This window comes from Mesorhizobium sp. M1423 (assembly GCF_040317575.1).
In the GTDB taxonomy this organism is placed as follows: domain Bacteria; phylum Pseudomonadota; class Alphaproteobacteria; order Rhizobiales; family Rhizobiaceae; genus Mesorhizobium.
Genome location: NZ_JAMYKU010000006.1, coordinates 101,942 through 127,434 on the forward strand (window position 1 = coordinate 101,942; position 25,493 = coordinate 127,434).

Sequence of the window (25,493 nt, forward strand, 5' to 3'; positions counted from 1 at the left end):
TGATTGGTTTAACGCTAATATGAAAATTGCCAGAGCCGCGATCGGCTAAGGCAGGCCTTCGAGGGAGGAACCCGAATGGCGCTCAGGTGGAGCAAGGTCTCGCCGCAGCTTGCGCTGATTCCTGCGCTCACGGTCACCCTGGTGGCCTTCGCCGGCGCCATCGGATGGACGATCTGGATGTCGTTCACGCGTTCGCGTCGTTTCCCTGACTACGCGATCGACCCCGCAGTTTGGGCGCGCCAGTATGACCGGCTTTTCAGCGACGGCGTCTGGATGACCTCGCTCCGGAACGTCGTCGTCCTGGCGATCGGCAGCGCGCTCGCCATCGTGCTGGGTTTCATCCTGGCCGCGATGATCGAGAAGGAAAAGCGCGGCGAAGGCTTCTTCCGGACGATTTTTCTCTATCCGCTCGCGGTGTCGCTGATCGTCACCGGCATCGTCTGGCGCTGGATGTTCAACCCGGCCCTCGGTGTCCAGAACTTCCTGCACCAGCTGGGCTGGGAAAGCGCCAATTTCAACTGGCTGGCCGATCCTGCCACGGCAATCTACGGTATCATTCTCGCCTCGATCTGGCACGGGCTCGGCTTCTACATGGCGCTGATGCTGGCCGGCCTGAAGTCGATCAACACGGAAATCTGGAGCGCCGCCAAGCTCGACGGCGTGAGCTTCTGGCGGCTCTACGTCGAGATCATCATTCCGATGCTGAAGTTCACGTTCCTGACCTGCGCGATCCTGCTGTCGCTCGGCGTGGTCAAGACCTACGACATCGTGCTCGCCATGACCAATGGCGGACCCGGTACGTCAACCTGGACGCCGGCCTATTTCGTCATCAACGCCTATTCGACCCGTTCCAACATCGGTTACGCGTCCGCCTCAGCAGTCATCATGCTGTTGATCACGGCTGCCGTCTTCCTGCCGCTGATGCTGGTCACCGCCTGGCAAGTCCGCCGTCGCCAGGCCGCCGCCGTATGAATGCCGTGTCCGCTTACGAGACATCAGCGGCCGCGCGCATCGGCGGGCGCGTCTACCCCCGTAGGCGCCGCCGCATCAAGGGAGCGTCGATCGCCGTCCTCGTGTTCCTCGCCATGTGCGCGGCCTTCATTTCGATCCCGCTCTACGTGGTGATCGTCACCTCTTTCAAGACAATGGACCAGATCGCGCTCGGCGAGGTCTTTTCGCTGCCGACCACCTGGACATTCGAAGGCTGGTGGAAGGCCTGGGCAGAAGTCTGCTCGGGCATGACGTGCGAGGGTGTCAGGCACGGATTCTTCATCTCGCTCGCCATTCTGTTCCCGAGCCTGTTCCTGTCGATCGCCCTGGCGTCGGTCACCGGCTACGCGCTGGCTCTGTGGAACGTCCGCTGGGCTGGCCCCTTTCTGTTCGTATTGTTCATGTGCGCCTTTGTGCCGTTCCAGATCATCATGATCCCGTTGGTCGCCCTGACCGCCTCGCTCGGCATCTACGGCACCATTTGGGCGATCGCCGTCATCCACGCCGTGCTGGCGATGCCGCTGCTGACGTTGATCTTCCGCAATTTCTACAAGGACGTGCCGCCCGAGATCATCAACGCGGCGATCATGGATTCCGGTAGCTTCTGGCGCATCTTCGCCGAGATCATCCTGCCGATGTCCGGCAACATCATGATCGTCGTGCTGATCCTGATGATCACCAGCGTCTGGAACGACTTCCTGATCGGGCTCACCTTTGGCGGCATGGGCGCCCAACCGATGACCGTCATCCTGGCCAACACCGTCATCACCGAGCGCGGCGAGGTCCACTACAATGTCGACATGGCCGCAGCTTTGCTGACGGCCATCCCGCCGCTGGTGGTCTATTTCGGGCTCGGCAAATTCTTCGTCCAGGGCATCACCGCCGGAGCCATCAAGGGATAGCCGTGCCGAAGGTCGAATTCAAAAATATCGTCAAGCAGTTCGGGCGCGTCACCGTGCTCGAGGATCTCGACCTCACCGTCAATGACGGCGAGTTCCTGGTGCTGCTCGGCCCGTCCGGCTGCGGCAAGACCACATTGCTTAACCTGCTTGCCGGCCTGCAGGAGGTGACCGCAGGCTCGATCACCATCGGCGGCCGCGATGTCACCGATCTCGATCCCAAGGACCGCGGCCTGGCCATGGTGTTCCAGTCCTATGCGCTCTATCCGACAAAAACGGTGCGCGGCAACCTGAAGTTCGGCCTCTCGGCGCAACGGCTCGACCGCGGCGAGATAGAGCGGCGTGTCGCCTGGGCCGCACAGCTGTTGCGTATCGAACCGCTGCTCGACCGCCGTCCGGCGCAACTGTCCGGCGGCCAGCGCCAGCGCGTCGCCATCGGCCGCGCGCTGGTGAAGAATGTCGACGTGTTCCTGTTCGACGAGCCGTTGTCCAACCTCGACGCCAAGCTGCGCACCGAGATGCGTCTGGAGATCAAGAAGCTCCACCACGACCTCAAAAAGACGGTCGTCTACGTTACCCATGACCAGGTCGAAGCGATGACTATGGCGACGCGGATCGCTGTAATGGACGGCGGCGTCATCCAGCAGATCGGCACGCCGGACGAGATCTACGAGCGGCCGGCCAACCTCTTCGTCGCTCGTTTTGTCGGCTCGCAGCCGATGAACGTCTTCGAGACGACGATCGATCTCACCGGCAACCGCGTCGTCGCGACCCACCGGTCGACCGGCGTCGAGATGGACCTGTCCGACTATTCCTTCATCAGGCAGCCGGCCACGGGCATGAAGGTGCTGGTCGGCTTGCGGCCGGAGCATTTCTCGATCGGCAGGCCGAATGGCGGCAAGCCGGCTGCCATCTTCGACCTGCCGCTGCGCTACAGCGAAAAGACCGGTAGCGACGGTACCGCCTTCTTGGCGGCCGCCGACGAGCTGCTGGCTGTGCATGTAGACCATTCGCAGATCGGCGCGCTGCGGGACGGCGCCAGCGTCAGAGCGATCTTTCCGGCCGACCGGTTCAATCTTTTCGACGCCGAAACTCGGAGTCGGATTTAACATCAATAGGGAGGAAACGATGTCCAGAAGACTGACGTCCAAGAGACTGCTGGGCGCATTTGGACTGGCGCTGGCGATCGGCGCCGCGCCGTTCGCCAGCGCCGCCGCCACCGAGCTCAAACTGTTCCATACATGGTCGAATGAGAGCGAGATCGGCGCGCTCAACGTGATCGTCAAGGCGTTCGAAGCGAAAGGTAATAAGATTACCGAGATGGCCGTGCCGCACGAGCAGGCCGGCTCCAGCCCGCTGGTCAGCCTGATCGTCGCCGGCACACCACCCAATTTGTTCATCAACTCCGAGCCTGGCCTTTATCGCGATCTGACCAAACGCGGACTGGGCGAGCCGCTCGACGCCTATTTCGACAAGATCGGGGCGACGCCGAATTTTCCCGAAACGGTTTTGAAGTCAATCAAGGTCGACGGCGAGATCCGCAAAATCCCGACCGGCGTCCATATCGACGGGATGATCTACTACAACAAGAAGGTCGCCGCCGAGGCCGGCGTCGACCCGACCAAATGGGCCTCGCTCGACGATATGTTCGCCGACATGAAAAAGGTCCAGCAGGCCGGCTTCACCTTCATCGGAGTGGGCGGCAACACGTTTCAGGCCGGCTATCTCTTTCATGCCCTGGTCGCTGCCGTTGCCGGCCCGGACATCTACAACCGCTTCTATGGTGAAACGCCTGACAAGACTGTGTTCGACGAGAAAGGCCTGCGCGACGCGATCGACATGTTCCGCAAGATCACCAGCCAGGCCGACGCGGGCTGGGTGAACCGGCAATGGAACGAGACGACCAGCACGGTCATTTCGGGCAAGACGCTCATGCAGATCCATGGCGACTGGATGAAGGGTCAGTGGAAGGCCAACAAGAAGGTGCTCGGCGAGGATTTCGGCTGCATCAACATTCCCGGCACCAAGGCGCTATCGGTGACGGTCGATGCGTTCGGCATCCTCGGCGGTCAGCCCGATGACGTGCTCAAGGCAGAGCTCGACTTCGCCGGTATCGTCGTCGACCCCAAGATCAACGCCGAGTTCGCTTCCATCAAGGGATCAAGCCCGGTGCGCCTGGACGTTCCGACCGACAAGCTCGACGCCTGCAACCAGCTCGTCCTCGACTCGCTGAAAAAGCCCGGCTTCAGCGTCCAGAATCCTTTCAACATATCCGACACCGACTGGCTGAACTCGGTGTGGAATACGATGTACACATTCCAGGGCGACCCCAGCATGACGGTCGACGACGTCATCGGGGATTTCCGCAGCGAATACGCGGCGGTCTTCCCGTAACATTGGTTGAGTCCGCGCCGCCCACCTGCCTCGCGAGTTCGTCGAAGGACGATACCCTCTCCCGTGAACGGGGAGAGGTTGATCGATCATTTGGCCAACTCAACGCGCCGCCACTAACCCACGGGAAAACATTTTGCGCAACAGACGGCGGGGGCAACTCCTGCATCCATTGACAGTCGTCATGCTCGGCTGGAGAATGAAGAAGGTCAACGGCGATAGCCATGCGGGAAGGCAATGGTCCAACCGCCAGATACCGGACACCGTCCTGGCAGCGTCGTCGCGGTCATCGTCATTTGTTTGATCATCGTTGCTTTGTTCTTCATAGGCTTCAGATACTCGAGGCCGGGCCAAGGTACCCTCGTTATTCCTGGCGGTACGCTGCAGCAACCGTGAATCCGACCCCTTGGCGCTGACGTGGAGCCGTTCTCAGGCTGCCAAAATTGCCTCGGCGAGACAGGGGACGACCGCAAGAACGGTCCGGCGCTTCGCAGCCGGTCTTTTGCATCCCGCCGCGCCTTCCTTTCCCACCTAAACAACCAAGCCTGGCCGGTTAGAGGTCGACCATATTGGGAGACGACGAGCCCCATCCATCAAGGCACTAGACGGCCCTGATCAGCCGGAGCAGAGAAAGCGCCTCGAAAAAGGTCCCCTTGCGAAAGGCGAGATAGGTCGGCTCTTCGATACCGTGGAACCGGCGCTTGAAGGCCGCCTGCCCCTGCAGGTTGAAGCGGGTGCGATTGACCCACGGCGATTCATAGGCGCGCTGGAATGCGCGCCGCCAGAAATCGCTTTCGACAAACCCGCTGGGTCCGATTTCGACCAGCGGCGACAGGCCGAGGGTAACGACGGAAACACCTTCGTTGCGAAAGCGGTCGACCGCAAATTTGGTCAGGCCGATCTCGGCATGCGCCGAGGCATCGATGTGCTTGCGCTTGAACGAGGTGGTGTAGCCGATGACCTTGCCGTCACTGAACAGCGGATCGAAATCCAGCAAGGCAACGAGCTCTCCATCCGGACCGTGCAGGACGAAGCGGCGCATGTCGATGCCAAGGTGATCGGCAAAGGGCCTGTTGAGAAACCTCATCTCCCAGCGCTTGACGATGCGGTCTGCCCGCCAGTTCTGGGAGAGCCTGGCAATCTCGTCGAGGAAGACGGTCCCGTTGTCCTCCGCAAAGGAAAACCCCTTCCTCAAGAGCCAACGTTCGGAATAGCGCACTGTCTCATTGCGCCTTCCGGAAAAGTCGTGGCCGGGCAGGACAAGCCTGGTGTCGACGCCAAGGCGGTTGACCTGATAGCCAAGCCCGGCAAGCACGCGCGCCGTCTGTTCGCCGATCTGCACGAACCACGGGCTGCCTGCAACCTCGACGAAACGTTTGATATAGTCGCGCCGATCGGCCGGGGCAGCCATTGGATCACCGAGCGCGAAATGATGTCGCGTTTTGCTGCCGTAAGCGATGTAGCCCTGGGCATCGCCGAAGTAATGAAGCCCCTTCTGCACGGCGGCCGAATAGGCAAGGGAAAAATCACCATGGCGACGGACCAGCGCCAGGCGCTCGACATGGTTCAGCTGCAGCCGCGGTATTTTAGGCCCGCGGTTTTCCAAAAAACGATCGAGGCGTCTTCGCAATGACGGCATGGTCGACTTTCGCGTGCCGGCTAGGCCGATGAAAGAGCTGACGGACCCCAGACCGATCATATTGCCGCGAGCTGATCCTTACCTGGTGCGGCATCTTATCCGGCCGGAACCGCCAGATTTAGGCACAATCCGCCCCCGGTCCCGCCCCAAGGCGGCACCACGCATTGTTGTCGACGCCCAGCGTCTGACGGCTGGTTGCTGCGCTCTTCGCGACACGAAATCGATTCCACTTCGGAAGCGCTCACCTGCCAAACACGATGGCGCTTATCGAACTGCGCTCTGAGAAGATTGTGCTTGATCTGAAGCCAGGAATTCGTCGCGTTCTGCTATCCACAAATCGGCATAGTCGACATTCTGCCACTCGGCAAACCACGGGCCGCCGCTCGTATAGTGGACCGCCTTAGGTGTGCCGACAGCAGGCTTTTCGTTCCAGCCTTCGAGCCAATTCCACTCTACCGGCAATGAGCCCAGATCTTCGTCGGCAACCCACTGCATTCGGTGAAGATAGGCGCCACTTTCCTGGTTCACGACCTCTGGCGTGAGCGATTTGACCGAGGGATGCGCGCAATTGAACAGCATCAACGACGACCAGTTTTTCCGAGGATAGGATGTCTGGACCACGCCATCCATCTTGGTCGTGGCCTTCGGCGTATAGTCATGCTGGACGCAATAGACCGCCTTGTCCGAGTCCGTATATTTCAGCAGGCCTGCGACGTCACCGAGCCACAGGAAATCGCAATCGCAAAACAGGGCCCAACCCGTGTAGCCGGCGAGAAAGGGCGTCAGAAAGCGCGTGTAGGTGAACTCCGTTGAGGCGAGCGGGTCTTTTTCCCGCCAGTACAGCCCGCGGCTACGCATCTCGTCCTGCTTGATCGGAATGACGGAGACAGGCGCCGACGCATGTTTGAGCAGTGAGTGGCGCGCGACGTCGTACGCGATCGGCTCACGGCTGTCCCATCCGATAAATACCCTAAACGCATCAGTCATATTCACTACCCTGGCTTTCGATTTTAACGGTCGTACACTAACTAGTTGGCGATGGCTCGGCAACAATGGCGGTCGCCCAAGCCGGTTTCTCACAGATTTGTCCTGGCCTCGGTCTTGCTGGTTCGGGTGGAATTGGCCTCGCTCCCCAATGCCACACGCGCCCATTTCTGATAGGTGTAGCTGGCGGAATAAGCGGCAACCATCGCCCCAGTGGAACCGTCCAGAAATCCCAGCCGGAAAACATAGCTGCGCATATAAGCCCAGACAGAGCGCAAAACCGCCTTGCCTATCGAGCTTTTTTTGCCCTCGGCAAGCAGCCGCGCGGCGGACGCTTCGGCGTACCGGCCAATCTTGTCGTGGGCATCCGCCAGGTCGGCGATGGAGTCGTGCTCGATCGGCTGGGACAATCGCCCGACCTTCCCGTTCACCACTACTTTCTCGTGCACGGTATCGTCGCTGAAGCGCCCGGAGCGGTGACGAAATAGCCTGAGCACCAGATCGGGTGACCAGCCGCCATGGCGGACAATATGCCCGCAAAAGCGCGATCTTCTCGGTATTTCGAAGCCGTCATAGCCTTTTGGGTCGGCGATTGCGGCTCTGATTTCCGCACCGAGCGGCGCCTCCACCCACTCATCGGCATCCAGCGAAAGGATCCAATCCCCCGTTGCCGCGGCAAGCGCACGGTTTTTTTGCGCGCCGAAACCGGGCCAATCAAGGGTCATCAAAACCTTGGCTCCGAGATCACCGGCAATGTCCCTGGTTCTGTCGCTGCTGTCATTGTCTAGAACGACGATTTCGTCGGCAAAATCCACCGAACGAAGGCAGCGCGCGATGGACGCCTCCTCATTGCGGGTGATGATAACGACCGAGAGCACCGGCACGGTCAGAAGGTTCCGGCATCAAAGCTGCCGCTGTCATTCGAATGTATCTGCAGCATCGGCTCCCGGCCTGTTAGCGCACTGAGGGTACTAACCTATCCAACAAAGTCGAAAATCATTTCAGATCAAGGCTTTCATACAGCGCCATCATTCGCTTTATCATGAGGTTGAAATCATAATGCTCGGCCGCCGCTCTCACCCGGGTCGCGGTCTCAAATCGTGACGACAACTGCAGCGCGTGCGCGAGCCCTGCAGCGAGGTCGCTTTCGCTGGCCGCGTCGCAAACAAGCGTCGGCTCGAACCGCTCGACAAGCTCGCGCGCTCCGCAGCCGGTGCTTACCACAGCGGGCAAGCCGCTGGCCATGGCCTCGATCACCACTGTGCCGAAAGGATCATAGATGGAAGGCAGCACGGCAATATCGGCCGCGCCGTACCACGGCAACATGTCCTTTTGCGGCCCCAGCATCTTGAGCCTTGCGCCGAGACCCAGCCTGTCACCAGTCTGCCTGAAGGCGTTGGCGCGCGAATCGTGGCCGACGACCCACAATTCCGGCTCGCCATCGAGCCTGGCGACAGCCCTCATCAGTGCAAGAAGCCCCTTTCGCGCAAAGCCCGAGCCGACAAACAGGACGACCGACCTGTTATCGTCGACGTCGAGCCGCGCGCGGACCGCGGTCCGATGCTGTTGGCGCAGTTGCGGATTGAAGCGGTCGAGGTCCACGCCGTTGGGGATATGGTGCACATTTTCCGCCGGATAATCGTAGTGACGGACAATGTCGTCTGCGACCATTTTCGAAATCGCAATGACAGCTTTGAGCCGTGGGCTGGCATAGGTTGCGCGCTCGAGGCGCAGCGTCTGGCGGTGAAAAGGGCTCAGCGCCATTGCCGCCCTGCCAAGCCGCGTCTGGAAACGCCGCCGCTCGGCAAGATAGGCGGCATGAACGCCCTCCCCGGCCCGGAAGACATCGCAGCACGGGAGGCGATCGTTGCTCTGCACCAGCGCCCGTGGCATCTCGGCGATCTTGCGGCAGGCGGCTTGAGCAAAGGACGTCGCCCGCAGCGAACGCGGAAAGCGGCGGCCGGCGCAATGGATGAACTCTATCCCTTCATTACGCGGCCAGTCGCCGGAGAGCACGGCCACCGGCCGCTGACGCGCCGCGAACGCGGCCATGATGTTTTCCAGCATGATCTCGCCTCCACCGAAAGGCGCATAACGCTGGCGCACGAACAGGATCGGCACTGTCGGTTCGGCTTGGACCTGCCGATCATGCTGAGACAGAGCCATTTGACCTCGCTACGCCGTGAAGATTTGCACATGATCGACTGGAGTGTCGTTTTCCTGAGGTAGACTGTGCGCCGCCGAGCAGAAGCCGCGCATTGCCGTCAGTAGCCGAAAGCCTCAAAATCCTCGGCATAGAGGCTAGAGACGATCCCGCGCGATCTTTTATCATAGTAATCGTCGGCCTTGCTCGTCGCATCCGTTCGGCTTTGGCTGCGGTGGATGGTGTTGCTGATTTGCCTGCCGCCACTGATCCGATCCCACACCTTTTGGAAGTCCTCGGCGAAATTTTCGACACGACCGATAAAATCAAACTCGGACGTGGGCATGACAAGCGACGATGTCTGCGGAGCCCAATGGAGGTCCGCATACAGCCAGCCATCTTCCAGGAGATCACAAAATTCACAGAAAGTCGGGATATTGCCGCGCTTACCGATGTTTTTCTTTCCCGTCGCGACCTTATCCAAATAGGCCGACAGCACGCGGCTGTAGGGATTCCGCACAAACGTGAACGCGAACACGTTCGAAATCGAATCAACCTGATCGACGGTCAATTGCGACGGACGCAACAGGGTGTCGCTCTGCAGCAATTGTTTCTTCGCGCCGGCGAGCTGGAACTTTTCGCGAAATTTAAGCTGGGCCAAGTTTATTGTGACCGTAGAGTTGGCCGACTTCGCAATGCGATTGTAGAAAAATCCGTGATCGGGATCAAACAATCCTTGCCGATCGGCGGTCAGTATCGTCAATTTGCCGCCATACGGGTATCGCTTGTAAAACGGAGAAGCCGGTATGGTCCTTTTGGCGACCGTTCGGCCAACCTTTGTTTTGATTTTCCGAAATCGTTTCAGCACATTCGAGCTCGATCCGTGAGTGGTTTCGTCCCCCGTTTACCGTGCCCACCGCGGCGTATAGCGTAAGTCTGTCGACGCTGCCAAGTTAGAGATTGAATGTAAAAAATTTGGCGGAACATTTGCGTTGTCTAACGCCTTCCCACCCCCGGAAAAACATCGCAGCACAAAAGGCGATCATTGTCCTGCACCAGGGCCGGAAGCGTTGGTCGTGCTGTGACAAGCCCGTGCGACGCGCGATGCCTCTATCCACCTCAATTGAGCTTTCGAACTTGGCGGGAGTTTCTTCGCAGTCTATTAAGCGCCGTAAGCCAGCCTTGGATAGGGCAATGCGGTAAAGACAGTCTGCCTGCTTACAGGCCTATGCCACGACAGGTAGACTGATTTCAAGGCGAGGGTTTTTGCCGATGACGACCAGCCATGTTTCGCCCGATAATGTCGTGCCGGGCAAACCCCAGCTCGGCGCATTCCGTCGCCTCGAGCGCTCGTTGCGGCCACGGCTGCAAAGCCTTCGCGACGTAGTCAGGGAGCCGTTTCTTGCCTGGGCGCATCCGGAAGCCCTCGCCTTCTACCGCAGGGCCGTGGCAACCGCATACCTGCCGGACGACCTGATCGACGTGGTCCCGCAACTCAAGATCCTGTACCTGGCAACGCCGAAGGCGGCCAGCAGCCGCATTCGAAGCAACCTTGCAGCCATGATCGGCAACGACACCGTGTCGGGGTGGCGCAGCGACCAGAACTGGAAGGTCCACAACCGAAAGGCGTCACGGTTGCAGGCGCCTCGCCATGGCATCGTGCAGTTCCACCACATGGCGACAAGTGCTGAAGCCTTGCGATTTACCTTCGTTCGCAATCCCTACACCAGGCTGTTGTCGTGCTGGGCCGACCAATATCGCGACCGTCCCCTTGTGCCTGGCTATGGCAGGGTCGAGGTCTATCTGGCCCACCGCGAACGGGCCGATCCGGCGCTGCCTGTCGGCGCTGACAAGAGCCTGTCCTTTGCAGATTTCGTCGCCTTTGCCTGCAAGACGTCCACATGGCGCATCGACAAACATTGGCAGAGGCAAAGCGACATTGTCGAAGTTCCAGGAGTTGCGTTCGACCTCATCGGCAAGACCGAGACTTTCGCAAAGGATTTCGAACGGGTTCTCGATCATGTCGGTGCAGGCGACGATATGCGGCGCGCGGCGATGCCGCCCCTGCACACCTCCTCGCGTCGCAGGCTTGCCGACTACTTCACGCCAGAACTGGCGGATTCCATCTATCGCGCATATGAGCGCGACTTCGATCAGTTTGGCTATCCGCGCGCGCTTCCAGAGTGAAAATATCGGGCGTATCGCTCAAAGGTACCCGAAAGCCTGCATCAGGGGCTTCCCACGGCCCTCGGTGAGCTCCGCCAATTCCTGCTGACCAAGGTCGGTCTTCCATCGTCCGCGCCCGTCATAGATCGGCTGATTGACCTGCTGGTTGCGGAGTGCAGTATGTTGCTTCTCAAGTTCGACTTCGGCCGGCTTGAACCATTGCTGCGGCTTCCTGTGATAGTCGAGCAGGTCCGGGCTGAAGGGCAGGTTGAGAAAGCCGCAGATGCGCTCGACGATCTTGGCCGGATCCTCGACCAGATCCTCGTAGCGATAGATCAGTACATCCGGCTGTCCTTGTTCGGCGAGAACGAGCGCATTGTCGCCGATCCAGCGGTCGAGCGCCTCCCTTGGATCGCCAAGACGCTTGGCCAATGACGCCACGACGTCGCGCCCGTCCCGCACCGGCATCACGAAACGCGCCCCGGGCACGAGGCGGCGAATACGGCCGACGCGACGGATATGCCGCGGCGTTTTTTCAAGCAGCAAGGTCTTTCCGGCACCGCGCGCCGCGCGCTTCAGCTTCCAATAGCGAAACATCGCCAGCGGCGTCCATTTGAAGAAGACATTGGTTTCCTGGAACGGCAGGTAGACGTCGGGATGGGCTGCGAGGATCGTCGCGATCAACGTCGTGCCGCTATGACCGCAGCCGCATATGAATCCGGTCCGCATCACCATGTCGGCAGTGCTCCCATGGCCCGACCCCGCTCCGTCACGGCGAAAAAGAAATGCTGGCAGCCTTGAGGGTGGCTATGCGGAGGCATTCGAAAACTTCGCGCCTTTCAGGAAACCGGACAATACCGCCTCCTGATAGCTTTCCTCGGATTGCGAAGCCACGGCCGTTCGCTTCCAGCTTTGTGGAAGACCAAATCCCTGCTTCTTACGTTTGAGCGTGCTTGCCGGCAAAACATTGCGATATGCGTATTTAAGCCCGCCCTTAAGCTGGCCATCCTTGTAAAGAAACGACTCCGGCAGGCTGAACGCATATTCGATCATCGTTCGCGACAGGAACGGGATACGCGCTTCGAGCGAAACCGACATGCTCAACCGATCGACCTTGGTCAGGATATTGTTGGGCAGACTGGTATGAAAATCGAGATATTGCAGGCTGCGCAACGGTCCGAGTTCCGGCTTCCACCACGCCCTGAGATGGGCGAGTTCATCATAGTCAGCAGCGATGGCAAGGCGTTCGCGATAGACGTCGCGCTGCCATCTCGTTCTGCCGGAGCCAATGGCGATGGAGAGCTCGACCGGGTCACGCGTGGTGATCAGGCGCAAATTGCGGTCCTTCAGGCGCCACCCGCTCTGTGAACCGAACGGGACGAAACGTTGCTTCCTGCGAATGCCGCTAAACCGCTTGTATGAGCGATAGCCGCCGAAAAGCTCGTCCCCGCCATCGCCCGTCAGCACGACGGTCCTGTCGCGGCTGGCAAATTCGCAGACACGAAACGCCGGGATGGCGGCCTTGTCGGAAAGCGGCTCGTCATACCATTCCCGCGTGCGGTCGAAGACGTCATCGAGCTCTGTCGGCTGCAGGATCCGGATCGCGTGTTCGGCGCCGAACAGCGCCGCGACCTTGGCCGCCTGCGCGCTCTCGTCAAATCTTGGATCTTCGAAGCCGATCGAAAACGCCTTTGCCGTGGGGTTCACCGCAACGGCATGCGACAGGACAACCGCCGAGTCTATGCCGCCACTCAGAAAATAGCCGACCGGCACATCGCTCACCATGTGAGCGGCGACGCTCGCCTGCATGCGGCCCCGCAGCCCGTCGGCCAGGCGGTCGTCATTGTCCGAGCGGAGTTCGGTAGGCATGGTCCAGTAACGCCCGACATCGACGCGGCCGGTTTCCAGATCGAATGTCAGCCGACTTGCGGCCGGAAGTTTGAAGATATTGCGGTAGAGGCTTTTGGGCGCTGGAATATAGCGGCATGCGAGATAGTCCAGGACAGCCGTCTCGTCGATCGGCGGCAGATCGTCGCCGAGCCAGGCCTGCAGCGCTTTGAGTTCCGACGCCCAGGCAAATCGGCGTCCCGAATGGAAGTAGAAGAACGGCTTCATGCCCGGCCGGTCGCGGATCGCATGCAGCTTGCGGCGTTCCCCGTCATGGATCACCGCCGCATACATGCCGTCCAGCTTCTCGCAGAGCCCTTCGAGCCCCCACACCCGATAGCCATGCAGCACAACTTCGGAATCGGACTGCGAGGTGAATACGCAGCCTTTGGCAATCAGATCGGCGCGGAGCTCGCGATAGTTGTAGATCTCACCATTGGCCGTGATCGCGAACTTCCCGTCGGCGCTGACCATGGGCTGATTGCCTGCCGCCGAGAGGTCGATAATGCTGAGGCGCCGAAACCCGTGATAGAGATCGCTGGTGACACGTGCGCCGCCATAATTCGGGCCGCGGTGCACAAGCGTGTCGCGGGCCTGGTCGGCACGATGGATATCGTCGGGCGAAAAGCCCTCGGCACGATAGACGCCGAACAATCCGCACATCATTGGCTCCGCAGGAAGATCTTCGGTTCGAAAGCTTTTTGCCGGCTCCGCCAGCCGGGCCAGACCAGTATAGGAAACTGCCTGGATGCTCAACCGCCCTGCTGATTTGTACGGTCAGGCTCGAGCGGCCTCGAGCAGGCGCCTCATGTTCTTCTCCGCCTCGTCCATCACCTCGGCCCAGGGCCGTAGGCGGCCGTGATCTGGGGATCGGCCCGGGCCGAGCGCGCGGGCCGATAGAACTCGCATGATGGATCGCTGTGGCCAGCCAGACCTGCTTCTCGGCCTTCTCGAACCGGAGAGCAGAACCTAGATGGCAAAAAAGGCATCGGCATATGAGGCAAAATCGTAGCTATCGGCGTCGTGCCGCTATGTCCGCATCCGCAGACAAACCGATGCATCGGATCAATTCACACCTGCCCCTGTCGCCGATATAAGATATGCCATGCCGCAGGAAGGCCTCATCGAGCCGCTTCCAGTAATCGAGCCGCGCAAGTACATTGTCGCAGAAGGCTACATCATCTACGCTGAGGTAGTCCAAATAACCACCGACCTTACCTTTTCGAACCTTGAAACTTTCCGGGTCGTCAGGATTGCGTGGTCGCAATTTTCCGCCATAGCGCGCACCCAGTTCTCCTGAGATTTCAGATTGCTGCATTCGTTTGAACGACCTACTGACGACCACATCAGCAAGGTTGGACTCGTCGAAGGACTTTCCCACAAAGTTTCCGACACTGCGCAAAGCGTCGTTTGTATCCCGCTGCATATCTTCATAGCGCAGAAGCGCAATTTTTCGCATGTAACTTGCGGCTGCGAACCACTGCAGATTGAAAAGGGCAATCTTCTCGACGCCGTGTTTGGGGCTCCTTACACATTCGCCTATCGGACCTGCTCCCAGCTGATGGCGTTTGCAAACCTGAAAATATCCAGACACCACAGTGTCGCGGGGGTCTCGCGTCAGAAATAGGATCCGCTGCCGTTTGTAGCGTGATTTGTCGGTGCTGATCTGTGCAATGTCACGCAGCTCCTTGTGGTCGGAACCATCATGCGTGTAAGCCGCATTGACGCCCAGATCGTCAAGCATTACGCGCAGCCACGTCCGCCCGGACTTGGGAAACGAGACGACAAGGAGTGGCGGCCTTTTTGCAAAGAAGTTGGACAACAATCTCAACTTAGGCCTCCGATTGCGAGCACTTTGATTGCGCAAATCAGCGGTTGTAAATATCGATCAAAGCATTGGCGATCCGTTGCGAAGCTGGCATCTTTGGATCAATCGACAGATTGGCATTGAGGAAGTCCCGGCTTTGCTCAAAATAGGTCGGTCTTGACCTGACCGCAGCAAGGATATCGTCGACGAGTTGATGCTCCGACCATGTTGGTTTGAAAGCGCCCATAGGACTGTCGAACTCGACCATCGGCGAAACCAGCGGAAAGAGCACCACCGGAATGCCGCAGGCGATCGCTTCGTAAACCGTGGTGCTTGGGCGAGTTACTAGCGCCAGGGCGTCCGGGAGCAGTTGTGCGAAGTCTACGGGCGATTTGTTCGGCATGTCGACTTTTGCGAACATCGTGGGATGGACACTAACGACATGGGAAAGGCCGAGTTTCGCACATGCGGCTGCCACCGCTTCAATCGATTGGCGGTCTGCGAGGTCTTCGATATCCCCCTTGAAGTTCACCAGCACGAAAAGCCCTTCATCGTGCCTGGCGCCCGCGTTTTCGACGGCTCGCTCAATTACCGGGGAGCCGACAATGTAGGTCGGTTGTCGTCGTTGCTGCAGCGCTGCCGGTCCCATCGACAGGATGTAGTCAGCTCTCACAAATCGATGCGGCTGCAGCAGTCTCGCACCTCCGATGAGGCCGACCACACGGACCATTCCGAAGTTGATAGAATCTATGAACCGCCTAAAAAATTGCGGTGCATAGTCATTTCCAGTCACCAGCATGTCGCAGGGTCTGATCGTCCGCTTGAGCTCAGCAAAGCTGATATGCGACATTCCCCGGGCGTTTAGTTCAGGGCGTGCGACGCCGCCGCGTTTCAATCCGTCAATATGCGCGAATACGCATTGAATGCCGCCGTCGACCAGAAGTTGAGCCGCATCAGCCAGCAGACGAACATTGTTGCGATTGTGTGGGACGAAGTAGACCGTCCTCGTCTCTGCCCTGCCGCGAGCGTAGATACGCCCCCGCCTGAACAGGTTTCCTGGATGCACAAGCCTGTACACCGCGAGGAGCCGCTGCACAAAGTCTTCGCTGATAAGAGAAGCCGACTTGTTCCCCGACCTACCCAAAGATATGCATCGCCCTCCAAGTCTTGAACCAGCCGCCAGCCGGCAGTTTACAGCGTTCTCGCCGTAAAAAAAGGCCCTTGACCACTTGGCTGCTGTGGCCTTCCTAGTGCGTTCGCGATGCCAGGCGTGGCGGAGTCAACTAGAGGCGATGAGTGAGCACATGTGGTGTCGCGCCTCGTCCATCACCTCGGCCCAGGGCCGTTCGCGCTTTGAGACCAGCACGGCCGAAGGATAGTAGGGCGTGCGGTCGCCCTCCACTGGCCACGAACGTTTGAAGCCGTCACCAAGGATGAAGACCGACGGGACGCCGAGGGCGCCCGCCAGGTGGGCCCCGGTGTTGCTGATGGTTACGACGGCGTCCATCGCTGCAACCTGCGCGGCGAACATGTCCATGTCGACAAGCTGATCCACGGTAGGGTCGTGCAACACACGTGTCGGGTCGCCATCGGTCAAGATTTTCAGGTCTGACTCGGTCCGGCCATATTGCAGCGAAACGAACCGAAGGTCCTGTCGGCCAAGCAGGGGACGCCACGCCGCCAGCGGCGGCAGGTCCTTGCCGGGATTGGAGCTGCCCCATGCGACGCCGACCAGCGGCCGGCCGTCCTCGCTGTAGCGGGCGCGAAGTTCAGCGACCCGCGCCGGATCCGGTTTAAGCGGGACGAAATGCTCCCGGATCGTCGCCTCATTGGTTTCGAACACAGCAGTCAGATGCTGGACGCCGGCAAAGGCCTGCGCCTCGGCGTAGGCGGCCTTGTTCCCGGGACCGACAGCCCGCACATCGGCAATGGGAAATGTCCGCTGAAACAACGGCACCAACCGATGCTCGACGAGCACGATCAATCGTGCGGCGCGGGCGAGCGCGCGGCCGACGGAACTCGCATGATGGATCGCGGTGGCCAGCCCCTGCTTCTCGGTCTCCATCAGGTCGACGAGCAGTACCTGGCCCGAGACATCCTGGCCGAGCCACTCACGCTCGACACGGCCTTCAACGATATGGCGCCGGGCGATCTTGAGTTCGGCCGCCGGGCCGTAAGCGCCCATCCGCATCAGCGCCTTGCCGAGCTCGTCGAGCAGATGTACCTCGCCCCTCGACTTCGCGATCGATGCTAGCGCCAGGGCTTTCGGCAGCGCGGCCGACCAATCGCGCGCCTCGATGCTTCGCCGATAATCCGCCATCTGATCGGCAATATCGCCGTCACGCCAGCGAAGGAAAAGCTGCCGCCGATGACTGCGGAACCAAACCTTGTATTTGTAGCCGGCAAGCGCGATAGCGCGGCGGAACCGGAGAAGAAATCGGCTATCGGCCATCAGCAACTCCACTGATGATTTGCCTGATCCGTCCACCTGCTTCCTGCATTGCGGACGCCCATGCCTGGCCGCCTTTTCTGACCAGTCGAACGCTTGGATATGTGGCCACGGTCTCGCCGAAGGCGGGCCACGACAGCCGAAACCCGTCGTCGAGCATGACGACCGTTGGGACGCCAAGCGCCCCCGCCAGATTGGCGCCGGTATTGCTGATCGTCACCACGGCATCGAGCGCAGCGATTTGCGCGGCAAAGCGGTCCATATCCGACAACTGGTCGACGGAAGCGTCATGGATGATGCGTCCCGGCGCCCAGTGCTCGAACTCGGAAAGCGCCGGCCCGACATCGCCATATTGCAGGCTGACGAAACGTCCCGGCAGGCTGCCGAGCAACGCCCGCCAATCGTCCAGGGCCGGCAGGTCCTTGGCCTTGTTCAGGCTTCCCCAGGCAAAGCCGATCAGAGGACCGGGGCCGCGATCGAGGTAGGTGCTGCGCAACTCGGCGACCAATCGGCGGTCCGGCTCCAACGGGACGAAGGGCGCGCGTGCTGCCGGTTCATCCGGCCAGAAGTGCTTCGCCAGTGTCTCGAAGCAGGCGAAGACATCGGCGTCCACCGCCGCCACCTCCCCCTGTTCCTCCAGCCTGAGATCGAGCGCAGGATATGTTCGGCGATAGAGTGGCACCAGTCGCGGCTCGACCGAGACGATGCATCGCTCGGCAGCCGCGATCACCGGGCCAAGCAACGACGCGAACTGAAGGAAAATCGCAAGATCGCCTTCGCGGCGCTCGACGGCAAGCCTGCGACCCGCAAGATCACTGCCATCCCATTCGGGCCTGCCTGGCATTTGCTTGCTCGACGCAATCAACTGCCAGGCACGGTTCCCGCCGCCGAGACGTCTGAGGCCACGCCCGGCTTTCTTGACAAGCCCGCGATCGCCAAGCTGCTCACCCAGCAGGCCGAGTGCCAGCGCATGGTCCCGGGCCGCCTTCCAGTCGCTTCGCTCGACGCTCTCCGCCATCAGCCTCATATGCCGTTCGACGCTTTCGTCGGCATGACGCGAGGGCCGTTTAAGAAGTTCCTTTGCTCGATCAAAAAGTGTCTGTAGCCGCTTGCCCGCGCCTGCTTGCGGGCGCAGGTCCGCAGCTTTTGCTTTTTGAAGGACGGATCGTCTGTTCGGCACGGCGATCCTCAACAGGCAGCGTCGGAATGCGTCGTCAAGATCGACGAGAGTCTTTGACCAACCTCGTCGAGCACCACCGACCACGCGCGCCTTTCCTTACGAATGACGACGCCCTTCGGATACCAAGGCGTTCGATCGCCGATGACTGGCCACGCCGTCTGAAAATTGTCGTCGATCAGGAAAATAGTCGGAATACCAAGTGCTCCGGATAGATGAGCCGCCGTGTTGCTGATCGTCACGACGGCATCGAGCGCTGCGACCTGTGCAGCGAACCGGTCCATATCGACCATCTGGTCAACGCTGTCGTCATAGATAAGACGCGCGTCATTGCCATTGCGCAGGCGCCGCAGCGCCGGCTTGATCTGTCCGTACTGAAGCGAAACGAATGTCGCTTGTGTCTGGGCGATGAACCGTGCCCATTCGGGGAAGTCAGGCACGTCCTTGGTGTGGGATTTGCTACCCCAGGAGAGGCCGACCAGCGGCAGATCCGTGATCGAGCGATAATGCTTGCGGAATGTCTCGACGAGCCCAGGATCTGCTCGCAGCGGCACGAAGTCGGCGGCAAGTTTCTCGGCATCGCGTCCGAACACCCAGGCGAGATCTTCGAAGGTCGCACGTTTGTCGCCGATCACATCCTGCTGCGCCGGGACCACGGTCGCCTTCGGGAACGTTCGCTGCAGAATTGATATGAGCCGCGGCTCTGCCCGAATTGTTGCACTTTGCGCATAGGCAGCGGCGGCGCCGGCCAGTCGCGCGTGGCGGATAACCCGGCCAAGGCTGCGCGGGTCATCCTCCACAAGATCGATCAGCAGTGTATCCGAACCGAGGTTCTCCCCGGTCCACTCGTTGGCATTTTTCCCCTTCCGCAGCCGGCGAGCGGTAAGCCGAAGCTCGGCCGCCCGGGCGAAGTTGCCCAGCCGTTCGAAGGCCTGTCCTGCCTTCTGCATCAGCTCGGGGTTGCGGGAACGGTCAGCCATGATGGCCATTTCATTGATACTTGCTTCAAGGCCTGTCCAGTCCCTGCGCGCGATCAGCGCGTCGGCCTTGGCCTGCAGCTCAAGAACGGAATGAGGCTTGGAGCCGGCAAACAATGTCCGCGCGGCCTTTGTGTATCGGCGCAATCGCAGGCCTATCCCAGCAATCACATACCTGACATAGGAACCGTGATAAAAACTGGTCATCGCCGTCAGCGCAAAACGCTTTGCCGCAGCTGCTTGCTGCCCTCGACGATCGGGCCGGACGCCTCCAGGTGAAAGATCGAGCGATAAATTTCGCTGCGCCTGGCAAGCTCGTCATGAGTCCCGGCGTCCGCCAGAATGCCAGCGTCAAACACCAGGATGCGATCGGCTGCCTTGATGGTTGAAAGCCTGTGCGCAATGCAGATCACCGTGCGCTCGAATGCATCGTCGAAAGCAGCCTCCATGACCGCCCGTTCGTTTTCGCCGTCAAGCGCGGACGTTGCTTCATCATAGACGATTACCGGAGCATTCTTGAGCAGCGCGCGCGCGATGGCGACGCGTTGTTTCTGCCCGCCCGACAGGTTGGTGCCACTCGGCCCGACAAGAGTGTCGAGCCCGTTTTCAAGGCTGGAGGAAAAGCTGGTGACCCGGGCGAGGTCCGCCGCGGACTCGATTTCCTGATCGGTGGCGCCCGGGCGTCCGTCGCGGATGTTGTCGCGGATCGAGCCTTCGAACAGGAAGACATCCTGTGACACCAGTGCGATATTGTCGCGAACGTCGGCGAGGCCGATCTTGGAAATGTCCTTTCCGTCGATGAGGATCCGGCCCTTGTCCGGCTCAATGAGGCGCAGGATCAGATTGACGATGGTGGTCTTGCCGGCGCCGGAGCGGCCGACGATCGCCAGCTTCTCACGGGGCCGTACCTCGAAGGAAACGCCGTGCAGCGCCGGGCTGTTGCCTTCGTAGGAGAAGGCCACATCTTCAAAACGGATACCGCCCTCGACATCGGTGAGGCGCTCGCCGGCGGTTGCGAGTTGTCGCTGCTCGGGCGTATCGATCAAATCATACATCTGCTCAACCGCCACCATCTGCTTCTGGATATCGACATTGACGCGGGCCAGCCGCTTGGCGGGCTCATAGGCAAGCAGAAAGGCGGTTATGAAGGCCATGAACTCGCCCGGGGTCTTGCCGTTGCCGAGGGTCTGCCAACTGGCATAAATGACGAACAGCCCGATGATCACGCCGCCGCCGGTCTCCATCAACGGACTCATCAACGCTGACGTCCGGTTTATCTGGATGCCGCGCCTTTCCATCTTGCCGACGGCCTTTGCGAAGCTGGCGACCGCCTTGTCTTCGAGCTGAAAGGACTTGATGGTCCGGATACCTTCGACGGCTTCCGTGCCGATCGACTGGACCAGTGCAGCCAACTCCGTCTCGCCCCTTGCCAGCGCCTTGAGCTTCCTGGTTATGGCGCCCACCGACAGGAACAGCAGCGGCAGAACCGCCACGGATATCAGCGACATCATCGGATCCTGCTTGACCATGACGCTTGCCAGGCCAATCAGCGTCAGCACATCGGAGACGGTGCTGCTCGTGAGCGTCAGAATAACGGATGACCCGGCGCGCGCGTTGAACATGATCTTGGAGACGAATTTCGCCGGATGCTGATTGGCGAAACGACCGATGTCGAAACGCACCATTCGAGAAAACTGGCGGTTTTGCAGGTCCGAGACGATAGCCCGGCGAATCTTTCCCGTCGTGATGGTCTGGCAATAGGCGGCTATGCCCTTAACCAGGAAAATGCCGATGATTACGGCGCTGATACCCCATGCGGCGGCAGCGTTGCGTTCCACATAGATGCTATTGACCATGGTGCTCATGATCCAAGCCGACGCGGCGGTCGTCGCCGCAACGGCGATCGAACACAGCAAACCGGCGAGATACAGCGTTTTGTGCGGCGGCAGGTTCTCGATGATCAGACGCTTAACCAGCGGGTATGCCAGCACCGCCGAAATTCGTCTCTTTGCGCTCATTCCATTTCCCGATGCGATGTGCGTTGGTACCGGAGGGCCTCTGCTCTCTGCCGACCCGCACGATTTCGGGACGCCGCTTGAGCATCCGCGATAGTTCATATCCTATTCCATGTCTGTGGCTTCGTTCGGAGCCGCAGTCAATGCCGAACCCGACTCATTGAATGGCGACCGTCAAGGCTGCCGCACGGGCTCAATCGGCTCGGTGATACGCCGCGTCCTTGACAAGCTTTGTTCCTTCGGCTCAATCGTTTGCCAATAGCTTGGGTGCATTCTCGTGGTGGGCGAAAATAGTGTCTGACATTCACAACGTGCCCTCCAAGAGGGCTGCGACCAATGGTTGGTTTTCCGACTTGGTGTGTGCATCGACGTTCTTTGGGGTGGTATTTCCCGTCGGATTTGCACGCCGGTTGGTCAGAGTGATCTGCCGACGGCTCCAAAGAACGCATTCCAATGATACATTTTGGATTGAACGAAGAACCAAGAACGATTTGAACTCGATGACCAATCAGTTTTGAAGACAATATTATGACCAATATATTGGGCATATCGGCTTTCTACCACGACAGCGCGGCCTCCCTCGTCGTCGACGGCGCCATCATTTCGGCGGCCCAGGAGGAGCGGTTCACCCGTCGAAAAGCCGACGAACGCTTCCCCTCAAACGCCATTCGGTCCGTTTTGCAGACCGGCGGTGTCTTGCTGAAGGATGTGGACTACGTCGTATTCTATGAAAAGCCGCTGCTAAAATTTTCGCGTCTGCTTGAAACCTATCTCGACGCCGCTCCTAGCGGATTCGATTCATTTCGAAAGGCGATGCCCGCTTGGCTGACGGGAAAATTATTTCAGAAGAGGATCATTTTCGACGAACTCCGCAGAATCGACCGCGGCTTCAAGGATCCATCCCGGATCCTTTTTTCCGAACACCACGTGAGCCACGCGGCCAGCGCGTTTTTCCCGTCGCCCTTTAACGAAGCTGTGGTTTTGACTCTCGACGGCGTTGGCGAGAAAGCAACCACGACAGTTGCGATCGGCAGGGGCGCAACTCTCGATGTCGTGCGGGAATTGCGGTTTCCGCATTCGCTCGGGCTTCTATACGCAGCGTTCTGTTATTATCTCGGCTTCAAGATAAACAGTGGCGAATACAAGGTGATGGGGCTGGCCCCCTATGGTGTGCCTCGGTTCAAATCGCTGATCCTGGAAAAGCTGGTCGACCTGAAGGAGGACGGAACCTTCCGTCTCGACCAAAGCTATTTCGCGTATGCCACTGGACTGAAAATGACGAACGCACGGTTCGCCAGCCTCTTCGGACAGCCGGTAAGGCGCCCTGATACCGATCCGTTAACTGATTTTCACATGGACGTTGCCGCGTCCATCCAAGCCGTCGCCGATGAGATCGTTCTTCGGCTGACCCGCAGCTTGGCACGAGATTTTGCAATTCCCAATCTGTGCATGGCCGGCGGTGTGGCGCTTAACTGCGTGGCGAACGGCAAAGTGCTCAGAGATGGTGCCTTCAAGAGAATCTGGGTTCAGCCCGCAGCCGGCGACGCAGGAGGCTCGCTTGGGGCCGCACTCGCCGCCTGGCATCTTAAACTCGGTGGTGAGCGGGTTATAGCCAAGCAAGATTCCATGAAAGGGAGTTATCTCGGTCCGGAATTCGGTCAGAGCGAGATCGAAGCGCAACTCAGCCGAGCCAAAGCCGTTTTCGAAGTCATGCCAACCGACCAACTGATCGATGCCACGGCTGCGGCGCTGGCCGACGGCAAGGCGGTGGGGTGGTTCCAGGGCAGGATGGAATTCGGACCACGGGCGCTTGGCAACAGATCCATCCTTGCAGATCCGCGGTCGGACCATATGCAGAAGACGCTCAATCTCAAGGTCAAGTTTCGCGAGAGTTTTCGTCCGTTCGCCCCCTCAGTCCTGTCGGCACATGTGTCGGACTGGTTCGATCTGGAGGGTGAATCGCCTTATATGCTCCTCGTTGCTCCGGTTAAGCAGAGCCGTCACCGCGCGATGACTGCATCCGAGGCCGCTATGTTCGGAATAGACAAGCTGAACGTCCGTCGGTCCGAGATTCCTGCCGTCACGCATGTCGACTATTCGGCCAGGATTCAGACGGTGCACGTCGAGACCAACCCGCTATACCACGCGTTGATCACCCGGTTTGAAGCGCTTACCGGCTGTCCTGTCTTGGTGAACACCAGTTTCAATGTGCGCAGCGAGCCGATCGTATGTTCCCCGACGGATGCTTTTCGCTGCTTCATGGGAACGGATCTGGACGTGCTGGTGGCTGGTAACTGCGTTCTCCATAAGCCGAAGCAGGATTCCGCCCTCGCAATGGACTACCGCGGTGAGTTTGAGCCCGATTGAGCACGCGCACGAAAGGCGTTGCTACATGGTGTCGAGATGAACGTGGTTAAAAAGCAACTTTGGAGAGCGCGGCGCACTTTGCGCAAAGGCCTCATTATGCTTCTAGGCGATAGGGCGCTGCTCCAGATCGGTTTCCCAGGCTTGATTGCCAAATGGGCTGGTTGCCCGACACCTTTGGTTCGGCCAAACCCCTATACCCTATATGAGCTGAATCCTGTGTGGCACTCGGGCAACGGCAGATCGAGACACAATAGCCTGGGCTTCCGGGGCCCGGAAACCGCCATGCCGAAGCCGGAGCAATGTCTAAGAGTTGTCTGTATGGGAGAATCGTCTACCTATTGTACCGGAATAGAAGACGATAGCCGTACTTATCCGCACCGGCTGGGCGAATACCTGAGGGATCTGAAACCGGGAGTCGAAATTGACATCGTCAACGCAGGAGTTGGCGGATATACCTCGGTCGAGAACGTTTTGAGACTTCTTTTCCACGTAGCACCATTGTCACCTAATCTTATCGTATACTACTATACCCACAATGATGTTCATCCTCGCCGACTGGAAGGACTGTCTCGAGACTACAACCAGTATTCCTGCTCCTGGTTCGAGCCACCGTCAGGTGGCGGGCTTTCGGGTTGGTTCAAAAGACGGCAAAATCTGGCGACCGCGTATGTCGGGAACATTGTTCGACGTCGAGGCGATGGACGTCGAAATTCGAAGCACATTGCGCACAATCCACCAGACGCGTTTCGTGCGAACTTTAGTGCACTGATCGTCCTCGCAAAGGCAGCCGGAGCCTCGGTTCTCTTCGTAAACCCCAATTATCGGCAGGAAGACCCAAACGATCCCGCTGCAAACGCGGTTTGGGAACACAGACGCATTGTGGAAGACATAGCCAAGCGAACCGGCGCCTCGGTCGTTGATCTCCATGGATCGTTGCCTTACCTTTGCCAACGCAGCGAGACTTTGGATAGAAATTATTACGACGAGGTGCATTTCACCGAGAAGGGAGCGGATTCTGCTGCCAGGATTGTTGCCAACGCGATTATGGAACAGGGTCTTCTGAACTTTTCCAAAGAGAAACGTCTAATATACTGACGTATACGAGAGAAAAACTATGAATGTTTTCCATGAATAGTATATTTTTTTGGACATCCGCTGCTTTGCTGGTTGTAGCCGCAATAGCATTGGTGCGGATGGTCATAAAAAAACGAGGAAAAGCTGACGAGGAAGCTGAGCCGGAGGACAATTACCCTCTCTGGTAGGCCCTAATCCCTCGGTCTGCCTTGGGTTACGCCAGACGTGCGCGAGAGAGATCCCCCGGTCCCAAGGGCGCGGCTCATGTTGCGTTGCCGATCCACCAAAGGCGATTTCTGCACAACTGTCGGGGTCAGCGGACAGCCCGACAGACGCCTCAATGAAGCGTGAAGCGGGACCAGACTGCGCCGCGACAACATGCGCCAAAAGAACCGCATCTGAGGTCTGACGTCGTTCGAATAGTCAATCTTGAATCCTTCTGATTGCAGCTAGCCGCGAAGCGGACTACATGTCCGGCATTGCGGTTGGGGCCAGCTGTGACCACTATGGAGCGACTGTGCCATTTCT

At 59.3% G+C, this 25,493-nt stretch carries 20 protein-coding genes; 7 read left to right on the plus strand and 13 right to left on the minus strand.

What is annotated here, in order from left to right; translation table 11 throughout:
• Positions 1–75 precede the first annotated feature (75 nt).
• The 4 genes from NKG95_RS10060 to NKG95_RS10075 are packed head-to-tail and all read left to right on the plus strand — an operon-like array spanning position 76 to position 4,283.
• Positions 76–972: a carbohydrate ABC transporter permease gene (locus NKG95_RS10060; protein ID WP_352482625.1), complete on the plus strand. Its 897-nt coding sequence runs from the start codon at positions 76–78 to the stop codon at positions 970–972.
• Entirely contained in the window at positions 969–1,892 is a 924-nt protein-coding gene (locus NKG95_RS10065) for a carbohydrate ABC transporter permease (protein WP_023717676.1), read from the plus strand. Before NKG95_RS10060 ends, NKG95_RS10065 begins: the two co-directional genes overlap by 4 nt.
• 2 nt (positions 1,893–1,894) lie before the next feature.
• Positions 1,895–2,998 (plus strand): ABC transporter ATP-binding protein, encoded by a 1,104-nt coding sequence (locus tag NKG95_RS10070; RefSeq protein ID WP_352482627.1) that lies wholly within the window; start codon positions 1,895–1,897, stop codon positions 2,996–2,998.
• Positions 2,999–3,017: 19 nt separating this feature from the next.
• Positions 3,018–4,283, plus strand: coding sequence for an ABC transporter substrate-binding protein (locus NKG95_RS10075; RefSeq protein WP_353040562.1), 1,266 nt, complete (start codon positions 3,018–3,020; stop codon positions 4,281–4,283).
• Between the two features lie 598 nt (positions 4,284–4,881).
• On the opposite strand, the gene NKG95_RS10080 is transcribed toward NKG95_RS10075, so the two are convergent.
• From NKG95_RS10080 to NKG95_RS10100, 5 genes are all read right to left on the minus strand, one after another.
• Positions 4,882–5,919 (minus strand): phosphatidylglycerol lysyltransferase domain-containing protein, encoded by a 1,038-nt coding sequence (locus NKG95_RS10080; RefSeq protein WP_353040563.1) that lies wholly within the window; start codon positions 5,917–5,919, stop codon positions 4,882–4,884.
• A gap of 264 nt (positions 5,920–6,183) precedes the next feature.
• A complete protein-coding gene (locus tag NKG95_RS10085; RefSeq protein WP_352494621.1) occupies positions 6,184–6,906 on the minus strand; it encodes a glycosyltransferase in 723 nt (240 codons plus the stop codon).
• Positions 6,907–6,995: 89 nt separating this feature from the next.
• Positions 6,996–7,787 carry a glycosyltransferase family 2 protein gene (locus NKG95_RS10090; RefSeq protein ID WP_352482628.1) on the minus strand — a complete coding sequence of 264 codons (792 nt, stop codon included), beginning with the start codon at positions 7,785–7,787 and terminating at the stop codon, positions 6,996–6,998.
• 112 nt (positions 7,788–7,899) lie between these two features.
• Positions 7,900–9,069, minus strand: coding sequence for a glycosyltransferase family 4 protein (locus tag NKG95_RS10095; RefSeq protein ID WP_352587202.1), 1,170 nt, complete (start codon positions 9,067–9,069; stop codon positions 7,900–7,902).
• A 98-nt stretch (positions 9,070–9,167) separates the two neighbouring features.
• Positions 9,168–9,809, minus strand: a complete 642-nt coding sequence (locus tag NKG95_RS10100) for a sulfotransferase family protein (RefSeq protein ID WP_023717682.1) — start codon at positions 9,807–9,809, stop codon at positions 9,168–9,170.
• A 509-nt stretch (positions 9,810–10,318) separates the two neighbouring features.
• Here NKG95_RS10100 and NKG95_RS10105 point away from each other — a divergent pair.
• The gene (locus NKG95_RS10105; RefSeq protein WP_023717683.1) at positions 10,319–11,233 is read left to right on the plus strand and encodes a sulfotransferase family protein; all 915 of its coding nucleotides are present in this window, start codon (positions 10,319–10,321) and stop codon (positions 11,231–11,233) included.
• A gap of 18 nt (positions 11,234–11,251) precedes the next feature.
• On the opposite strand, the gene NKG95_RS10110 is transcribed toward NKG95_RS10105, so the two are convergent.
• The 8 genes from NKG95_RS10110 to NKG95_RS10145 form a co-directional block, all read right to left on the minus strand.
• The gene (locus NKG95_RS10110; protein ID WP_023717684.1) at positions 11,252–11,947 is read right to left on the minus strand and encodes a sulfotransferase family protein; all 696 of its coding nucleotides are present in this window, start codon (positions 11,945–11,947) and stop codon (positions 11,252–11,254) included.
• Between the two features lie 72 nt (positions 11,948–12,019).
• The gene (asnB, locus tag NKG95_RS10115) at positions 12,020–13,762 is read right to left on the minus strand and encodes an asparagine synthase (glutamine-hydrolyzing) (protein WP_353040564.1); all 1,743 of its coding nucleotides are present in this window, start codon (positions 13,760–13,762) and stop codon (positions 12,020–12,022) included.
• A gap of 349 nt (positions 13,763–14,111) precedes the next feature.
• The gene (locus NKG95_RS10120; protein ID WP_353040565.1) at positions 14,112–14,966 is read right to left on the minus strand and encodes a sulfotransferase domain-containing protein; all 855 of its coding nucleotides are present in this window, start codon (positions 14,964–14,966) and stop codon (positions 14,112–14,114) included.
• 1 nt (position 14,967) lies between these two features.
• On the minus strand, positions 14,968–15,984 hold the full coding sequence (locus tag NKG95_RS10125; RefSeq protein WP_353040566.1) for a hypothetical protein: 1,017 nt from the start codon (positions 15,982–15,984) through the stop codon (positions 14,968–14,970).
• A gap of 201 nt (positions 15,985–16,185) precedes the next feature.
• Positions 16,186–17,358 (minus strand): glycosyltransferase family 9 protein, encoded by a 1,173-nt coding sequence (locus NKG95_RS10130; RefSeq protein ID WP_352482637.1) that lies wholly within the window; start codon positions 17,356–17,358, stop codon positions 16,186–16,188.
• Entirely contained in the window at positions 17,348–18,382 is a 1,035-nt protein-coding gene (locus NKG95_RS10135) for a glycosyltransferase family 9 protein (RefSeq protein WP_352482639.1), read from the minus strand. The genes NKG95_RS10130 and NKG95_RS10135 overlap by 11 nt, the downstream gene beginning before the upstream one ends.
• Positions 18,383–18,543: 161 nt before the next feature.
• Positions 18,544–19,656 (minus strand): glycosyltransferase family 9 protein, encoded by a 1,113-nt coding sequence (locus NKG95_RS10140; RefSeq protein WP_353040567.1) that lies wholly within the window; start codon positions 19,654–19,656, stop codon positions 18,544–18,546.
• A 65-nt stretch (positions 19,657–19,721) separates the two neighbouring features.
• Positions 19,722–21,527 carry an ABC transporter ATP-binding protein gene (locus NKG95_RS10145; RefSeq protein ID WP_051409617.1) on the minus strand — a complete coding sequence of 602 codons (1,806 nt, stop codon included), beginning with the start codon at positions 21,525–21,527 and terminating at the stop codon, positions 19,722–19,724.
• A 525-nt stretch (positions 21,528–22,052) separates the two neighbouring features.
• On the opposite strand from NKG95_RS10145, the gene NKG95_RS10150 reads away from it, so the two are divergent.
• A complete protein-coding gene (locus NKG95_RS10150; protein WP_031193594.1) occupies positions 22,053–23,891 on the plus strand; it encodes a carbamoyltransferase family protein in 1,839 nt (612 codons plus the stop codon).
• Positions 23,892–24,173: 282 nt separating this feature from the next.
• Positions 24,174–24,986 carry an SGNH/GDSL hydrolase family protein gene (locus NKG95_RS10155; protein WP_353040568.1) on the plus strand — a complete coding sequence of 271 codons (813 nt, stop codon included), beginning with the start codon at positions 24,174–24,176 and terminating at the stop codon, positions 24,984–24,986.
• Positions 24,987–25,493: the final 507 nt, after the last annotated feature.